The organism is Chitinophaga sp. 01L420, from assembly GCF_056399985.1.
Window position 1 is genome coordinate 212,295 of record NZ_JBFTSK010000019.1, and the last position, 16,366, is coordinate 228,660.

General features: G+C 42.7%; 16 protein-coding genes. 11 read left to right on the forward strand and 5 right to left on the reverse strand.

The genetic code is table 11. The features are described 5' to 3' along the window. Genes AC1DP6_RS19340 through AC1DP6_RS19375 form a run of 8 tightly spaced genes read left to right on the forward strand, consistent with a single transcriptional unit; the run spans position 1 to position 8,312 of the window. On the forward strand, positions 1–648 hold the full coding sequence (locus AC1DP6_RS19340) for a class I SAM-dependent methyltransferase (protein ID WP_477056302.1): 648 nt from the start codon (positions 1–3) through the stop codon (positions 646–648). Beyond that, positions 648–1,553 carry a hypothetical protein gene (locus AC1DP6_RS19345; RefSeq protein ID WP_477056303.1) on the forward strand — a complete coding sequence of 302 codons (906 nt, stop codon included), beginning with the start codon at positions 648–650 and terminating at the stop codon, positions 1,551–1,553. Before AC1DP6_RS19340 ends, AC1DP6_RS19345 begins: the two co-directional genes overlap by 1 nt. Before the next feature lie 15 nt (positions 1,554–1,568). Further along, positions 1,569–3,014 carry a hypothetical protein gene (locus AC1DP6_RS19350; RefSeq protein WP_477056304.1) on the forward strand — a complete coding sequence of 482 codons (1,446 nt, stop codon included), beginning with the start codon at positions 1,569–1,571 and terminating at the stop codon, positions 3,012–3,014. Further along, on the forward strand, positions 2,980–3,849 hold the full coding sequence (locus AC1DP6_RS19355; protein ID WP_477056305.1) for an FkbM family methyltransferase: 870 nt from the start codon (positions 2,980–2,982) through the stop codon (positions 3,847–3,849). Before AC1DP6_RS19350 ends, AC1DP6_RS19355 begins: the two co-directional genes overlap by 35 nt. Positions 3,850–3,856: 7 nt before the next feature. Beyond that, positions 3,857–4,963 carry a glycosyltransferase family 4 protein gene (locus AC1DP6_RS19360; RefSeq protein WP_477056306.1) on the forward strand — a complete coding sequence of 369 codons (1,107 nt, stop codon included), beginning with the start codon at positions 3,857–3,859 and terminating at the stop codon, positions 4,961–4,963. Beyond that, on the forward strand, positions 4,960–5,700 hold the full coding sequence (locus tag AC1DP6_RS19365) for an FkbM family methyltransferase (RefSeq protein ID WP_477056307.1): 741 nt from the start codon (positions 4,960–4,962) through the stop codon (positions 5,698–5,700). Before AC1DP6_RS19360 ends, AC1DP6_RS19365 begins: the two co-directional genes overlap by 4 nt. After that, on the forward strand, positions 5,697–6,893 hold the full coding sequence (locus tag AC1DP6_RS19370) for a glycosyltransferase family 4 protein (RefSeq protein ID WP_477056308.1): 1,197 nt from the start codon (positions 5,697–5,699) through the stop codon (positions 6,891–6,893). Before AC1DP6_RS19365 ends, AC1DP6_RS19370 begins: the two co-directional genes overlap by 4 nt. A gap of 15 nt (positions 6,894–6,908) precedes the next feature. Continuing rightward, on the forward strand, positions 6,909–8,312 hold the full coding sequence (locus AC1DP6_RS19375; protein WP_477056309.1) for an undecaprenyl-phosphate glucose phosphotransferase: 1,404 nt from the start codon (positions 6,909–6,911) through the stop codon (positions 8,310–8,312). Between the two features lie 2 nt (positions 8,313–8,314). Here the strand turns inward: AC1DP6_RS19375 and AC1DP6_RS19380 are convergent, their stop codons facing one another. Beyond that, complete coding sequence (locus AC1DP6_RS19380; RefSeq protein ID WP_477056310.1) at positions 8,315–9,022, reverse strand: FkbM family methyltransferase; 708 nt, start codon at positions 9,020–9,022, stop codon at positions 8,315–8,317. A 293-nt stretch (positions 9,023–9,315) separates the two neighbouring features. Between AC1DP6_RS19380 and AC1DP6_RS19385 the strand changes: the two genes are divergently transcribed. Next, a complete protein-coding gene (locus tag AC1DP6_RS19385; protein ID WP_477056311.1) occupies positions 9,316–9,939 on the forward strand; it encodes a class I SAM-dependent methyltransferase in 624 nt (207 codons plus the stop codon). Positions 9,940–9,965: 26 nt separating this feature from the next. On the opposite strand, the gene AC1DP6_RS19390 is transcribed toward AC1DP6_RS19385, so the two are convergent. The 4 genes from AC1DP6_RS19390 to AC1DP6_RS19405 all read right to left on the reverse strand — a co-directional run bounded on the left by AC1DP6_RS19390 (position 9,966) and on the right by AC1DP6_RS19405 (position 14,236). Then, positions 9,966–10,823: a fumarylacetoacetate hydrolase family protein gene (locus AC1DP6_RS19390; RefSeq protein WP_477056312.1), complete on the reverse strand. Its 858-nt coding sequence runs from the start codon at positions 10,821–10,823 to the stop codon at positions 9,966–9,968. Further along, positions 10,824–12,335, reverse strand: coding sequence for a malate dehydrogenase (quinone) (mqo, locus tag AC1DP6_RS19395; protein ID WP_477056313.1), 1,512 nt, complete (start codon positions 12,333–12,335; stop codon positions 10,824–10,826). It abuts the gene before it with no gap. A 110-nt stretch (positions 12,336–12,445) separates the two neighbouring features. Further along, positions 12,446–13,156: a LytR/AlgR family response regulator transcription factor gene (locus tag AC1DP6_RS19400; protein WP_477056314.1), complete on the reverse strand. Its 711-nt coding sequence runs from the start codon at positions 13,154–13,156 to the stop codon at positions 12,446–12,448. Next, positions 13,157–14,236 (reverse strand): sensor histidine kinase, encoded by a 1,080-nt coding sequence (locus AC1DP6_RS19405; RefSeq protein ID WP_477056315.1) that lies wholly within the window; start codon positions 14,234–14,236, stop codon positions 13,157–13,159. A 175-nt stretch (positions 14,237–14,411) separates the two neighbouring features. Between AC1DP6_RS19405 and AC1DP6_RS19410 the strand changes: the two genes are divergently transcribed. Further along, entirely contained in the window at positions 14,412–15,347 is a 936-nt protein-coding gene (locus tag AC1DP6_RS19410) for an ABC transporter ATP-binding protein (RefSeq protein ID WP_477056316.1), read from the forward strand. 4 nt (positions 15,348–15,351) lie between these two features. After that, the gene (locus AC1DP6_RS19415) at positions 15,352–16,104 is read left to right on the forward strand and encodes an ABC transporter permease (protein ID WP_477056317.1); all 753 of its coding nucleotides are present in this window, start codon (positions 15,352–15,354) and stop codon (positions 16,102–16,104) included. The last annotated feature ends 262 nt before the right edge of the window (positions 16,105–16,366 follow it).

The window sequence follows — 16,366 nt, forward strand, 5'->3', positions numbered from 1 at the left end:
ATGTCTGGTAACAAGTTATATGTACAATATGGTTGTGGGCCGTTTTCAGCACCGGCTGGCTGGAAAAATTTCGATTCATCGCCTACGCTTAGCATTCAGCGAATTCCTCTGATAGGGAACCTGCTGAAACCAGCGATGCATGTTTCTTTTCATCCTGATGTGCTACTGGGTGATATATTAAAAGGGTTACCCGGTATTGCCGACAACTCGTGTGATGGCATCTATTGCTCCCATGTACTGGAGCATTTGTCCCGCAGCGATTGCAAACTGGCCCTCCGGAATACCTTCCAATTACTCAAGCCAGGTGGCTACTTCAGGTGCGTGCTTCCTGATTTAGGCGGGGCCGCCAGGAGATATATTGATCTGCTGGATAATAATGACCCTGAGGCTAACAGCGCATTCATGCAGGAAACCTTGCTGGGCAAGGAAGAGCGGATACGTGGTTTTCGGCCAATCGTACAATTTATGCTGGGGAACCGCGAACATCTGTATATGTGGGACCACGTATCACTCACACATCAGTTAGCGGAAGCCGGATTCAAAAACATACGAAGCTGCGGGTTTAACGACAGCAGTGATCATATGTTTAAACTGGTAGAAGAAGAAATCAGATTTAATAACGCAGTTGCACTGGAGGCGACCAAATAATGTTACAAACGCCTGTCTTATTGCTGATATTTAACCGTCCTGAGCAATCACTGCTGGTATTCGGGCAAATCAGGCTGCAACGGCCGGAACAGCTGTTTATAGCTGCAGATGGCCCGCGTGCGGATAAACCCGGAGAGGCAGCGTTATGTGAAGCAACAAGAAATGGCATCTTAAATAAAATAGACTGGCCCTGCAAAGTACAAACGTTATTCCGCGAGCACAACCTGGGATGTGGTAAGGCCGTAAGTACAGCCATCGACTGGTTCTTTCAGCAGGTAGAGGAAGGCATCATACTGGAAGACGATTGCATTCCGGATCCCAGTTTCTTCCCCTTTTGCGCCACCCTACTGACACAATACAGGTCTGATGAAAACATCATGCACATCAACGGAAGTAACTTCCAGGCAGGCAAACACTGGGGAGATGCTGCCTATTACTTCTCCCGTTACGCATGTGTATGGGGATGGGCTACCTGGCGGCGTGCCTGGCAGAAATATGATTTTTCACTCCGCTCCTTCCAACACCTTTCCCGGAGCGGCCTCAATACATTCCTACAATCCGAATTGCAATCCATATACGATGCTAAAACCGATACCTGGGACATACAATGGTTTATGAGCATTTGGTTTAATAAGGGATGGGCGATTACCCCGAATATTAGTCTTGTTAAAAATATAGGTTATGGAAAAGCCTCCACTCATACCCGTTTTGTTCCAGGGTGGTTCAAAAAAATAAAATACGGATCTATAACAGACATCATTCATCCCGGTAAAAATAGCATACAGGAGGAAGCAGACAGATATACTGCTACTACAGTATACAGTCAGGGCAGCTTATCTATCAGACTCAAAAAAATGGTAAAGAAAAACCCGTTGTTATACGGCTTATATAAACGTATCACCTAATTAGTAAAAAATAAAATGGATACCGGATACACTAGTCTTCAAAGCAGTAATGCATATGTGGAAGCTTTCAGGGAAAGTATGCCCCTGATGGTGGCTGGTGTACTGCTGTATCTGTATTACAACAGGCGGATCAATATTATTGATACGCTGCTATGTGCCTTTGCTACGGAAGCTTACACGATGATTGCCATAGGTCCTACCTTTACAGCTACTTTTTTTATCGGCATCTTCTTTTTTATCGAACAGCTTCATCAACTGCTGACAGGCAGACAATACATCCGGAAGGAATATCTGTTCCTGCTGATGCTGCCGTTGCTCTCTGAGATTTCGGTATTCCTTATTACACAGCTATACAAGGATCCATTCTATTACCCGGGAGGTAAACTATTGGCGTTTTGTACCAAGCCCATCTATTTTTACGTAAAAACCTATTTACCGCTATTTGCTATTGGGGCAAAGATAGTGCAGGACAGAAATGAGCTTTCGTTCGACAAATTCATCACCACCATAAAAAAAATCGCGGGCATCTCCTGTGGAGTGGCTACCCTCCAGATTGCCGTGCAGCTGGTCTTTAAGAATATTGCATTGGGGGAACTACTGGGGTTACAAAGCCGGTATATGCTGGAGCAAATCAATGGCCCGCTTGGGTTGCGGGTACAGGCATTTTTCTCAGAGCCTAAAATATTCAGCGCCTTTTTATCTTTGGCCATCCCACTATTTGCTAAAGACAGAAACTACAAAATGGTAGCTGTTACATTGGTTGTTGGTATTCTCACCGCTTCCCAAACATTCTGGATAAACATACTGGCCGCCGCATTCCTGTTTTCTACGTTTAAGAAATTCAATTCCGTCAGGGTGAAAATGTTGGGTACACTAGGCATGATCGTGGGCATTTTCCTCGTCGTAGCTGCTTCCAAGGAATATTTCCTGAAACATTATATGGAAAACCGGAACCAGCCTGTTTATCAGCTGCTCTTTGAGAGATCTGCCTACCGGTACGATAATGAGATATGGCAAAAGAATAATATCATCATGGGAATTCCACTCCAAAGGGATATGGAGTTACCTATAGTGGATTTCCTGAAGGATGAACCCTACCTTCTTTTATCGGGATATGGTGCCGGGAACAGCACGTTCATTCCTCCCAATTACTTCTTCGGGCAGCTTAGTTACAAAAATCGGGTGGATGGTGTTGGTGGTCATAATCTCAACATGCGATGGTTCTTCATTCTCGCTGAATTTGGCGCTGTATCGTTATTTTTCTTCTTCCTGATACTTACTAAAACAAACCCACATACACCTGCTTTTCAGCGCAACTATTTCGCATTTGTGGGCGTCTGTTTCTTTTTCAGTCAGATCGATCTCTTTTTAATAATAGTCGCATTGCTCAGTGCATATGAAAATGGGGCAACTAATGAAAATGAATATGAACAAAGTACGGAATATACTATGGGGCATTAGGTTCCGGGGGGCCTTACTGTATCATTACCTGTTCAATAAAACGGTAAGGCAACGAACAGCCTGGCGTGAAATGATGTATCATCTGTTTTCACCCGGCATGTATGCGGTAGCCAGGCAAAAGGCCCTCCTCGTAAATAAAGATGATCACTACTCCTATTACCGGATACAAGGCTTTGAGGATATATTCATCTATCCATCCTCAGCGCCATTTTATAGTCTGGCGATGATACTGGCAGAAGCAAGACCTCCTCACTGGCATTACTATGAAATACCACAAACAAAGGTAGCTCCGGGTGATGTGGTAGTAGACTGCGGAAGTGCAGAAGGTTTTTTTGCATTCCAGCATCAATATACTGCCAGCCGCATTTTTGTATTGGAACCCCTGCCCTTGTTTGTAGATTCCCTGCAACAACTTTTTCAACAAAAAAACAAAGTAGTGATTCTTCCGGTAGCTGCCGGAGATGTTTGTCAGAAAGCATACATGAATATTATCTCCGGTTACACTGTACTGAATGGTACCATCCAGCAGCATAGTAACAACGGGCATTCCGTGGAAGTGGAAGTAGTTACGCTGGACAGTCTCTTTGCTGACAAAGGCATCCGGATAGATTACCTGAAAGCAGACATTGAAGGATTTGAGGAAAACATGATCAGGGGCGCACTGAAAACGATCCGGGAAAGCAAGCCTAAAATAGCCATTACTACTTATCATGAAGGGCAGGATTACGAAAAGCTGATCGCCCTGATAAAAGGAGTGGTACCAGAATACAACCACCTCGTAAAAGGAATTCATTACATCTCCGGCAATCCGGTGATGTTACATATGTGGATATAAACAGATCATGATGCAGATATTTTTGGACAATATTATATTCTCTATTCAAAAAGCAGGTGGTGTATCTGCTTACTGGTATGAGCTGCTGTCGGGTATATGCAACAGCGGTGAAGCCATTTGTTTTTTAAATGCCTCTCCGGTACCAAAGAATATTTTTGAGCAGAAAATAAACTATCATCCATTCAACTGTATCCGTGAAAGCTGGATTCCCAGCAAATATCTCCGCTACCTGCCTATGCGGTATCAACTCCCGGCAGCTTCCGTTTTTCATGCCGGCTACCTCCGGGTTTCTACCCAGAAAAACATTCTGAATATGCTTACTGTGCATGATTTCGCACATGAACGGAAACTCGCTTCAAAATTTCCGCGGGGGCTGGCCAATACGCTGCAAAAGGCATATGGTATCAATCGCGCAGATGGTATTATCTGCATTTCAGAAAGTACCCGGAAGGAATTGCTTCACTTTTTCCCGGCCATAGATCCGGAAAGAGTGAAGGTCATCTATCATGGCATTTCTGATGATTTTTATCCGATTAACAAACAATTATCAGCGAGATGCTCACTGGATATGGATCTCCATAAAAAATTCATTCTATATGTGGGCGCGCGCAGGAACTATAAGAATTTCTCCATGGCAGTAAAAGTAATGGAGTTACTACCGCCCGCTTACCAACTGGTAATAATAGGTGGTGAGCCCTGGGGTAAAAAAGAACTACAGGGCATGCAGGAAAAAATTGCCGGTCGTTATCATATTTTCCCGATTGTGAACCAGGTTGATCTGAATATCTTATACAATCACGCCTTCTGTTTGTTGTATCCATCCGCTTATGAAGGATTTGGATTTCCTCCGGGTGAAGCCATGAAGGCTGGCTGTCCAGTTGTCACTACCAACATTACATCCATGCCTGAAATAGTGGGTGATGCCGGGTTAATGGCAGAAAACGCAGATCCCGTGTTATTTGCAGAAAAAATTCAATGTCTTGAAAATGACGGCTACAGGCAGCAGGTAATTGCTCAGGGGTTAGCACAGGTGCAACAGTTCACGTGGGCTAAAAGCGTACGGGAAACGATTGGATTCTATCAGGATTGCTGGAATTATAAATTTTCCAAATGAGTATTATTTTCAGAATTGCGGATTCGGTAAAAGTATTTCTGACCTCGGGAAGGGGTTTCACTCCCCTGTTGGAAAAAGGAGCATCCGTTGCCTCTACCCTGATAGTACATAACTGCCGGCATTACATTCCTTCATTGAGTGTCATCCTGGATGTAGGCGCTAACCAGGGGCAGTTTGCCCTGGCAGCCAACCATTTCTATCCCGGAGCAACTATTCATTCTTTTGAGCCGCTTCCGGAAGTGTTTTCAATATTACAACGCAATACACGCAGGTTACCCCAGATTAACGCTTACAACTTTGCTTTGGGTAATTCAACAGGCACCCTTGCATTTAATAGCAATGCTTATTCTCACGCCAGTTCTGCGCTCCATGTATCTGTTTTACAAAAAAATATGCTTCCCCAAACAGCTACCTCTAACGAAATACAGGTGCAGGTGAAGCGACTGGACGACTTCCGGCCTTCTTCTCCCTTAGTGGCGCCATTACTATTAAAAATGGATGTGCAGGGATTTGAAAAAGAAGTACTAAAAGGTGCGGCGAATACACTCCGGCAAATTGATTACCTGTTATTCGAAACCTCATTTGTTCAAATGTATGATGGGGAACCATTATTTGACGAGATGCACAATTTTGTTAAAGAACTGGGATTTGAATTCATCGCCCCGGTGGGTTTCCTGCAATCTGAAAAATTACAAATCCTTCAAATGGATCTATTATATAAAAGAAAGACAGTATGAAAATTGTGGTCAACGATCATTCGGGTCATGCGTTTACATTGCAATTAAGCCGGCAATTTGTACAAAGCGGGCATGAAGTCCTCCATGCTTACTCTGTATCCTTTCAATCACCCAAAGGAAATTTTGAAGATCTGCCTGTTGACGGAAACAGGTTGACAGTGCTGCCCATTATGATCAAAGGCAAGTTTGATAAATACTCCCTTTTAAAAAGAAGAAAACAGGAAATTGAATATGCCCGGCAGTTAATTGATAAAATGGAGGTATTTAAACCCGATGTAGTGTTAAGTGGCACCACGCCTTTATTTGTGCAACAACATGTGCAGCGGTATTGCATCAGCAAGGGGATTAAATTTGTGTATTGGTGTCAGGACATCTATGCAGTGGCTATCAGGCAAATTGCCAGGCGGCGGCTGGGTTTCTTCAGTTTCCCGATCTGGTATTATTTCAAGCGCCTCGAAGTAAATCTGCTTAAGAAAAGTTCACATGTTATTAGTATCACCCAGGATTTTAACCATCTGTTCCGTAAATGGAACATTCATCCCAACCTGGTCACCTGCATCCCCAACTGGGCGCCTATCAGGGAAATAACACTGATGGATAAAAATAATCAATGGGCCAGGCAACACCAGGTAATGGATAAAATCTGCATTATTTATTCCGGTACACTTGGGTTAAAACATAATCCTGCTATGCTTTCTGCAGCAGCAGCCTATTTCAGTAAACATAAGGATGTTGTTTTTATCGTCATTTCAGAAGGACTGGGTGCAGCATTTCTACAAAAAGAAAAGGAGCAACAACAATTGGACAACCTGTTATTATTACCATTCCAGCATTTCAGGGATATGAGCCAGGTACTGGGCGCCGCGGACATTTTACTGGGCATACTGGAAAATGATGCGGGCATCTATTCCGTACCATCAAAAGTGCTTACTTATTTATGTGCTCAAAAGCCCATTGTACTTGCTATTCCCCCCTCTAATCTGAGTGCTGCTATTGTTCTGGAAAACAAAGCCGGCTATTGCACTGCGCCGGATGATCATCAGGGTTTTTGTCATCATATAGAGAAGCTGGTGGCGGATGCATCTTTAAGAAAGGAAATGGGTTATAACGGCCGGTCTTATGCGGAAAAACATTTTGACATCCATCATATTGAAAACAAGTTTTTGCAGGTATTTGAAGCTATCGGGAACTGATTTAACAACAATACTATGAAACCAGGAAACCAAATTAATTTTTCTCTGAGATTACTCATTGATTATATAGTGCTCACGGTGGCGTTCCTCTGCGCCAGAAAATATATTGCTGGTTTAGGAGATGTATATTTTTCCCAATTTAATTTGTTACTGCTGGGCATCAGTATTGCAGCATGGACTGCCATTGGTATGTCTGTTCATTTATATGATGAATTCAGGACCCGGTCGTTTTCCTATGAATTTGTTGCGATTCTCAAGGCAGTCTTGCTACAGGCCTGCTTCTTCACATTTCTGTTCTTCTATTTTTTCAAGTATTATCCTTATCCCAGAACATTCACGCTGCTATATACTTTTCTTATCTTCATCAGCATTACTATCGTTAAATTTTTTGTAAAGCAGTCCCTCCTGAGGTTAAGGTCAAATGGTTATAACATAAAAAATATACTCATAGTAGGTACCGGCGATACAGGAATGAAGTTTTACAAAACAATTTTATCCAACGATCACTTTGGTTACCGCTGCGTTGGTTTTGTGGATGAGCAAGCCAATGATCACCTGCACCGGCAGTACCTGGGTAAGGTGTCTGATCTTACCAGGATACTGGAAGATCATGAAATAGATGATGTGATCATCGCCTTACCGGAAACATTAAACGGGCAGATGGAAAATATCATTATTGCCAGTGAAAAGGAAGCCAAACGCGTAAGAATCATAGCGGATTGTCATCGTTTCTGCACGTCTACTGCCAGCATGAATTTCTTTGGCAAGTTCCCGCTTTTAACGATCCGGACTTCTCCATTGGATGATCTCACCCAACAAAGGTTCAAGCGTATTTTTGAACTCTGCTTTACCTGTTTGCTTTTTATTATGGTGTTTAGCTGGTTATTTCCCATTATAGCCTTGCTGATTAAGCTATCTTCTCCTGGCCCTATCTTATTCAAACAGGAAAGATGGGGTTTGAAGAACAAAAAAATAATCTGTTATAAGTTCCGTTCTATGGTCATCAACACGGATGTCGTAGATGAAAATGGGAGGTACCAGCAGGCAGCACGCAATGATAGCAGGGTGACCCGCATCGGGCGTTTTTTGCGCAAAACCAATCTCGATGAACTTCCCCAGTTTTTCAATGTACTGCTGGGAGATATGTCACTGGTGGGTCCCCGCCCCCATCCCATTCCTTTACACCAGGAATCCAAGAACACCATACAACACTATATGCTAAGACATGTGGTGAAGCCGGGAATTACAGGTTGGGCACAGGTAAATGGTTTCAGAGGTGAAACCAGGATATCCGGTCAGATGCAAAAGCGTGTTGATTTTGATCTGTGGTATATTGAGAACTATAGTTTCTGGCTGGACTGCCAGATCATTTTTCAGACGTTAATGAATATGATCAAGGGAGATAAAAACGCCTACTGATGCTAGTCGCGTTTTAATGCTACTACATTCTGGAAAGAGAATATTTCATAACCGGTGGAATTATACGCTCCCAGCGCTTTTAATCCATCGGGTAATAACCGGTAAAAATCATAGCCTGGTAATATATCAACAATATCTTTAAAAAATGTTCTGGAGATGATGTTCATTTCATTGAACTCGATTTGTATAACAGATACCAGTCCTTTAGCGATAGTTTGATGCGCCCCTTTCAACACACTTAACTCGTGGCCTTCTGTGTCAATTTTCAATAGCGCGATCTTCGATATGTTATTTAATGCTACAAATTCATCAATGGTAGTGAGCATAATAGCCACTTCCTCTGCCTGTCCTTTATGGAGATGCTCTATCACATCTTTATACATGCTGGCATGTTCGGAACCGCCATTTCCGCGGTAATCATACATGGCGGCATGGGTACTTACTTCTCCGGCTCCCTGCGGCACAGGTGTAAAATCATGTACTGCAGCCACCTCCTGCAATTTCCGGAAAGCCACGGGATGAGGCTCAAAAGCATAAATAGGTAGCCTGATATTATTCTTCCTGAGCATGATGGAATAGTTGCCCATATTGGCACCAATATCCATTATAACGCCGGAATCAAGATGCTGCCCGGCCATCAGGTATTTAATAAATGCTTTTTCTCCCGACACCACCTCATTCTCGTAATTCCTGAGGCCTAGTCCACACATGCTCAATTTGTATAAAAAAAGATTGAACGGGTAAAAAACCCTTCGCGCGAATAAGAATACATACATTCCTTTAACTGACTTTCCCAGGGCATTCATGATTTGATAGTTATTTGATGGGGTGATCATATACGACAAAGTCAATACTCCACTATACTAAATTTACTGATATTTAATGCGGGAAGATCTATTCACTTTGTTCATTCTGAGGGGAATGGAGCCGGACAGGCCTTTTATAGCCACCTGTGTAATTGAGGAAAGTTCTTACCGAATAGATATCTTTGTGGTCCGAAAACATGATGATGGATCAGAAAGCACATTGGGAAAATATCTATACAGGCAAGCAGCCAAATGAAGTAAGCTGGACACAGGAAGTACCTGAAATCTCACTGGCACTCATTCGTGAAATGAACCTTCCGAAATCAGCGCGGATGATTGATATTGGAGGCGGTGACAGCAAGCTGGTTGACTTCCTGCTCCGGGAAGGCTATGAAGATATTACCGTACTGGATATATCTGAAAAAGCATTGGAACGGGCTCAGAAACGTTTGGGCGTGCTCGCGGAGAAGGTGACCTGGATAGTGTCTGATATAACGACGTTTAACCCTACCAACACGTATGATTTATGGCATGACAGGGCTGCTTTTCACTTTATGACGACTTCCGAACAAATTGAAAAGTACCTCCGCATTGCGAAGCAAGCAGTAAAAGGCTATATGACCATTGGCACCTTTTCCTATGATGGTCCGACAAAATGTAGTGGACTAACCATTAAGCAATATGATGAAACGGCGCTGGCGGCGCAACTATCAAACGGTTTTACAAAGATCAAATGTATCACAGAAGAACATATTACGCCATTTAATACCAGACAGCATTTCCTGTTTTGCACTTTCAAAGCAACATCCGGTCAGCCATGATACATGGCTGACCGCAAATAATCATATCAGGTACGTTCATATGCCCGGAAAGATTGCCTGGCTACTCCCAGTTCATCAATACCATATTCAATCACGTCCCCGGGACGCAGAAAACGCTGTGGAATACGTCCAGTGCCACTTCCTGCCGGTGAGCCGGTGGAAATAATATCACCGGGAAACAAACCAAAAAACTCGCTGATATATGCCGTCAGATCCGGCACCGGATAAATAAGATCCGATGTGTGCCCATCCTGCATCATCTCTCCATTCAGCTTAAGCCAGATATGCAGGTTCCCCGGATCAGGAATTTCATCTTTCGTAACAAAATAAGGGCCCAGCGGAGCAAACGTATTACATCCTTTTCCCTTATCCCAGGTGCCTCCCCGCTTCTTCATGTATGCACGTTCGCTCACGTCATTATGAAGGATATAACCGGCCACATAATTCATAGCTTCTTCCTTTTCCACATTGGTACCGGCTTTACCTATCACCACGCCTAATTCTGTTTCCCAATCTGTTTCAAGGCTGTCCTTAGGGATCATCACGCCGTCGAAAGGTCCGTTCAGCGCGCTCATGGCTTTCAGGAATAAGATGGGTTCGGATTCGGGAATAAAGCCGGTTTCCTTAATATGATCCCTGTAGTTTAATCCCACACAAACAATTTTTCCCGGATTGGCCAGGGGTACTCCCAAACGTGTTGCAGGCGGTACTTTTTTAAGCTGATGCCTGTCTTTTGCTATAAAAGATGCCAGTCTTTCCAGGCCACCGCTACCCAAAAAATCATTTGTATAGTCTTCGCCGAGTGCTGATGTGTCATACCATTCATCGTTGAGGAGAATACCTGGTTTTTCATCTCCCGGATTCCCATGTCTTAATAATTTCATCTATTGTTGTTTTACTACCGGCTGTTTCCAGTCTAATTGTAATGTTTCACTTGTCCATGTTCTGATACGATAACATAATTCCGGGTTTCCTTCCAGATGAGTACCATAGGATGGAATCATTGCTTTCAGCTTTGCTGTCCACTCTCCTTTTACTTTATCAGGGAAACAGGTTTTAAGCAAGTCCAGCATAATAGATACCGCTGTAGACGCCCCCGGAGAGGCACCCAGTAAGGCTGAAATAGTGCCATCTTCTCCTGCTACCACTTCTGTTCCAAAGCGAAGGGTACCTCCCTTATCGGGATCATTGTAGATCACCTGCACCCTTTGCCCCGCCTGTTGCAGTTCCCAGTCATTGCCATCGGCGTTTGGATAAAATACCTGCAAAGCGGCAATCCTGTCTTCAAATGATAAACTTAACTGTTCCACAAGGTATTTCTCCAGACCGAAATTTTCTAATCCTACCTTCATTAACGGAAGAATATTCCAGTATTTGATCGATTCAAACAAGTCCAGGAAGGACCCTTCCTTCAGGAATCTGGTGGAGAAAGTAGCAAAAGGTCCGAATAAAATGGCTTTCTCACCTTCGATCATCCTGGTATCCAGATGGGGTACACTCATGGGAGGAGCCCCAACAGAGGCCTGTCCATATACTTTGGCGTTATGCCTGTTCACGATCTCTTCTTTTTTACATACTAGCCATTCGCCCCCCACCGGAAAGCCGCCATACTGCTTTCCTTCCGGGATACCTGATTTCTGCAGCAGTTGTAACGATCCTCCGCCGGCGCCTATGAACACAAAATCTGCGGTGACACGTGATGTTTCTTTAGTAAGCAGGTTCTCTACTTTTACTTCCCATTTGCCGTCCCTTAACTGTTCCATAGTTTCCACTTCATACGCCAGGTGCAACTTGAAATTGGGCTGTTGCTGGAGCTGATGTATCAACCCTCTTGTCAGCGCACCATAATTAACATCCGTACCCAGTTCCATGTGCGTGGCGGCTGTTTTTTCTGAAAGCTCCCTACCCTCCATCACCAGGGGAATCCAATCCTGCAGCACTGCCGGATCTTCCGAATATTCCATCCCCTGGTACAGCTGGTACTGCTGAAGTGCATCAAACCGTTTACGCAGATACGCCACATCATTATCTCCATGTACAAAACTCATATGTGGTGTACTCCTGATAAAGCCGGCCGGATCTTTCAGCTGCCCCTGTTCTACCAGGTAAGACCAAAATTGTTTGGACACCTCAAACTGCTCAATAATATGAATAGCTTTACTTGTATCGATACTACCATCCTCCCTTTCCGGGGTATAATTCAGTTCACACAGCGCGGAGTGGCCAGTGCCTGCATTGTTCCACGCATCGGAGCTTTCTCCGGCCACCTTGTCGAGACGTTCATAAATGTGAACGGAATAGTCCGGTGACAAGTGTTTGAGCAATGTAGCCAGCGTAGCGCTCATGACGCCCGCACCTATCAGTAAAACATCTGTATGTAATATTTGCTTTTGCATATGATCCCGGTTTGAAGGTGATTCTTACATAAAATAATCTATCTCTATAAATGTTTAGTGATATGGGATAAATTTTAAGGAATAATTAATTTATGTGAGAGGGAGCCGGATTACAATCCCAGGGTATTGAACAAATCACCTTTGAAATTCTTGCCGACAGGTATTTCTACCTTATTCAAAAATATGGTCTGTCCCTGGATAAATGAAATTTTCGACTTATTCACGATAAACGACCTGTGTACACGGAGGAAATGACTTCCCGGAAGCATTTTTTCCACGTTCATAAATGACATATTCAGCACTATGACGGCATCACAGGTGATTATCCTGCTATAGTTTCCACTTGCCTCTGCATATAACAAATCCTCATACTTAATCCTGTATATTTTACCTTCAGTTTTGAAAGAAATAAATCCGTCATCAGGTGTACTATCCTTTCCCGGTACTTCTTTATTAGTATAATGGAGACGTTCAATGGCTTTGTCTACCGCTATAATAAATCTCTCCAGCGAAAAAGGCTTCACCAGGTAATCGCAGGCAGCTAAATCAAATGCTGTAGCTGCATATTCTTTGTAGGCGGTGGTAAAAATAATCTGTGGCGGATTCTTCAGGGTCTTCAAAAAAGCTATGCCGTCTAAAACCGGCATATGTATGTCCAAAAAAAGTAATTGTATGTTTTTGTTCATCAACCCTGCTCTTGCATCGATGCTGTTTCCGAAAACGCCTGTTACTTCCAGGGATGGAATGACATGGCAATAGTTAACAACGATGTCTCTCGCAATTGGTTCATCATCTATTATAAGGCATTTGATCTTCTCCATTTATTTTACTTTAAGCCGAAGGTCCACTTTATAATAATTATTCTCTTTGTGCTGGCGCAAAGAATACGCTGTCCCATATAATAAATCAAGCCGCTTTATTGTATTACCGACCCCAACACCGGATGCATCTTTCAATGGGCTATTTTCATTGGCATCGTTTCCAAAACTATTGCCTATCGTAAAAACTATAAAATCGTCTACCACCGATAAAACCAGGTCAATCCGGATCTCCTGTCCTATTATGTTCCTGGAATGTTTAAAAGCATTCTCCACGAATGTAATGAGCACCATTTGTGCAATCCGCACTGTTCCATTTCCTGCGGACATCTGTACATGCAATGAAAGCCGGTCCTCCATTCTTATCTTTTCCAGTTCAATATAGCTCCGTATATAAGCTAATTCGTCATCCAGCAAAAACCATTGCTGTCCCGTTTCATAAACGGAGTAACGCAGCAGGTCAGAAAGTTTCAACAATAGTCCGGGAACCTTTTCATGATCGGTAACGGATAGGCCGTACAAGTTATTCAATGTGTTAAAAAGGAAATGAGGACTTATCTGGGAGCGTAATAAGGCCAACTCACTTTCCTTCTGCTGTTGAAGTACCATATTTCCATGAATCTGTTCTTTTCTGGCAGACCTGCCAATGGCCACAAAACCGCCACCGAATAAAAACATAATAACAAATCCAGGTATTCCTACAAAGAACACTTTAGAATCATTTTCATCAAATTTGAAATCCATCAGGTATATATAGCCCGCCACCCCAAGAATAGAAAAGAAAGCAATGAAGATAATGTATAAGCACGCCAGCACTACCCAGTTGTCTTTAAACAGCCATCTCCGGCAAATCCATCTGCCAGTGTAAACGCAAAGCATCAACAAAATAAAACTGAATATCGCCCGCGGCAAAAGTGATACCGCATAACGACTGGAGAGGGTAATTATTGAAAGTACAAACAACAAAATGCCTGCAAAAAAAACATGTAGTCCAATACCCTTTTCAAATATCTTAGAAAAATTATCTGTTATTGACTTCACCTGACGAATATCATAAAAATTGGCTACAATAACAACATACATGGACCGATGTATTAAAATGTTGTTCGAAATAACGAAAAAGGCGGACTATCTAATGAAATTCCCATTTAAGTACTATTTGTGCTTTCATCCGTTGTTCCTGTCTTTCTGCCCCAAACATTTTCCGGTGCTGACAGAGAAGAATACATTTATTCCATAAACTGAAAATATCAACATCATGGAACGTGTATCTGATTTTCTTATTGAGACGTCTAACCTGAGTTTCGGTTTCACGCCAAAAGAACAGCTGCTGAAAAATGTAAGCATACAGGTTGAAAAAGGTGCTATTTACGGTTTCCTGGGGCCTAACGGAGCGGGAAAAACAACCACCATCCGGTTATTACTGGGTTTACTTCCGGCGTCTGCCGGCACAATCAGGCTGTTTGGAAATCCGCTCTCAGAAAACCGGATGCAGGTACTTTCCAGAACGGGTTCCATGATAGAACAACCTTCTCTCTATGAGCACCTTTCTGGCTGGGATAACCTGGAAATCACCCGGATTATCCGGAAAACGGATGAGAAAAGAATTCGCGAAGTATTAACACTTGTGAGGCTGACGGATGCTGCTCACCGGAAAGTAAAAACCTATTCAATGGGAATGAAGCAGCGGTTGGGTGTGGCGTTGGCCCTTCTTTCAACGCCTGACCTTTTGATCCTCGATGAACCTGTAAATGGACTGGACCCTGCCGGTATTATCGAAACAAGGGAGCTATTGCTTAGCCTTAATAAAGCGTTGGGCATCACCATATTTTTGTCCAGTCACCTACTTTCCGAAATTGAAAAACTAGTTACACATGTCGGTATCATTAACAAAGGATCTTTGATTTTCCAGGGCTCCTTGGAAGCACTTAAGGAAATCAACAAAACTGCTAACGTTATCCAATTAAAAACAGACAACAATTCCAAAGCCATCTTAGTATTGGATAAACAGTATAGGATCACTCAAAAAGAGCCACACACACTGGAAATTCCATTTGAAAATAACGAGCAGGTATCTGCTATTGCGAGGCTACTGGTAGGGGCCAACGTGAATATCTACCGATTATACGTTACCTGCAAGGATCTGGAAAATACATTTATAAACTTTATAGAAAAGAATAACCAATTAATATAACGCTATGCAGTTCCAAACAGAGATACTCAAACTAAAAAACAACTTCATTCTTTGGCTGATAGCAGCAGCGGCCTTTCTCGTTCCGATGCTGGTTACTTTTGATTTTATAGAACATGCAAAAGAGATCATAGAGGCCAAAGCTAACCCCTGGCCTGATTTCTGGAAAGAAGCGCTTAAGGGATTCACAGTATTTTCCGGTCCGCTCGTTATCGTGATGGTCACCTGTATGTACATTAACATCGAGCATAAATACAATGCATGGAAATACCTGCTTACTTTACCACAGAAAAAAAGCAGCATTTATTTTAACAAATTAGGGATGAACCTGATCCTGCTCTCCCTGCTTTGCCTGTTATTTCTGCTGTTCTTCTTTTTTGACGGTATCTTACTGGGGCTGGCCTATCCGGGGATGGGATTTCTGCGCCATTTACCAGACTTTAGCTTTATATTTTACATGGCATTCAGAACACTGATAGCATTCCTTGGCATATTGGCTATTCATTTCTGGCTGAGCATCAGGATAAAAAACATGTTTATCAATATAGGCATTGGCTTATTCGGTATTTGTATCGCCATCATGCTATACAGGAAAATGGAGCAAGCGGTTTATTATCCTTACATCGATGGTCTTCTGACCGTATTCTATAAATACCCTCAACAAGGCTTTCTTGCCCAAAATGAAATTTATAGTGGAGGTGTATTCCTGTTCATTTCATTGCTGAGCTACCTGGATTTTACGAAAAAATTCCGGGGCTGAGTTTGATAGAGCCAGAAAAATAAAAAGGCTTGCAAGTTAAAAAACTGCATGCCTTTTTTTGTGCCCGCGTAACCCACACCGTCTTGTCGATGCACACATAACTTTTTATAAAGAATAGAAAATTAATCAGTTACCATATTTCAATATAGAAAATTTGTTAAAAATTAGGAACAAGATAATTTTTCATTACATTTATAACATCAACAACCCGAATCAATATTTATCAACAATCTGTCAATGAACAATGAAAGCACCTGTTGTG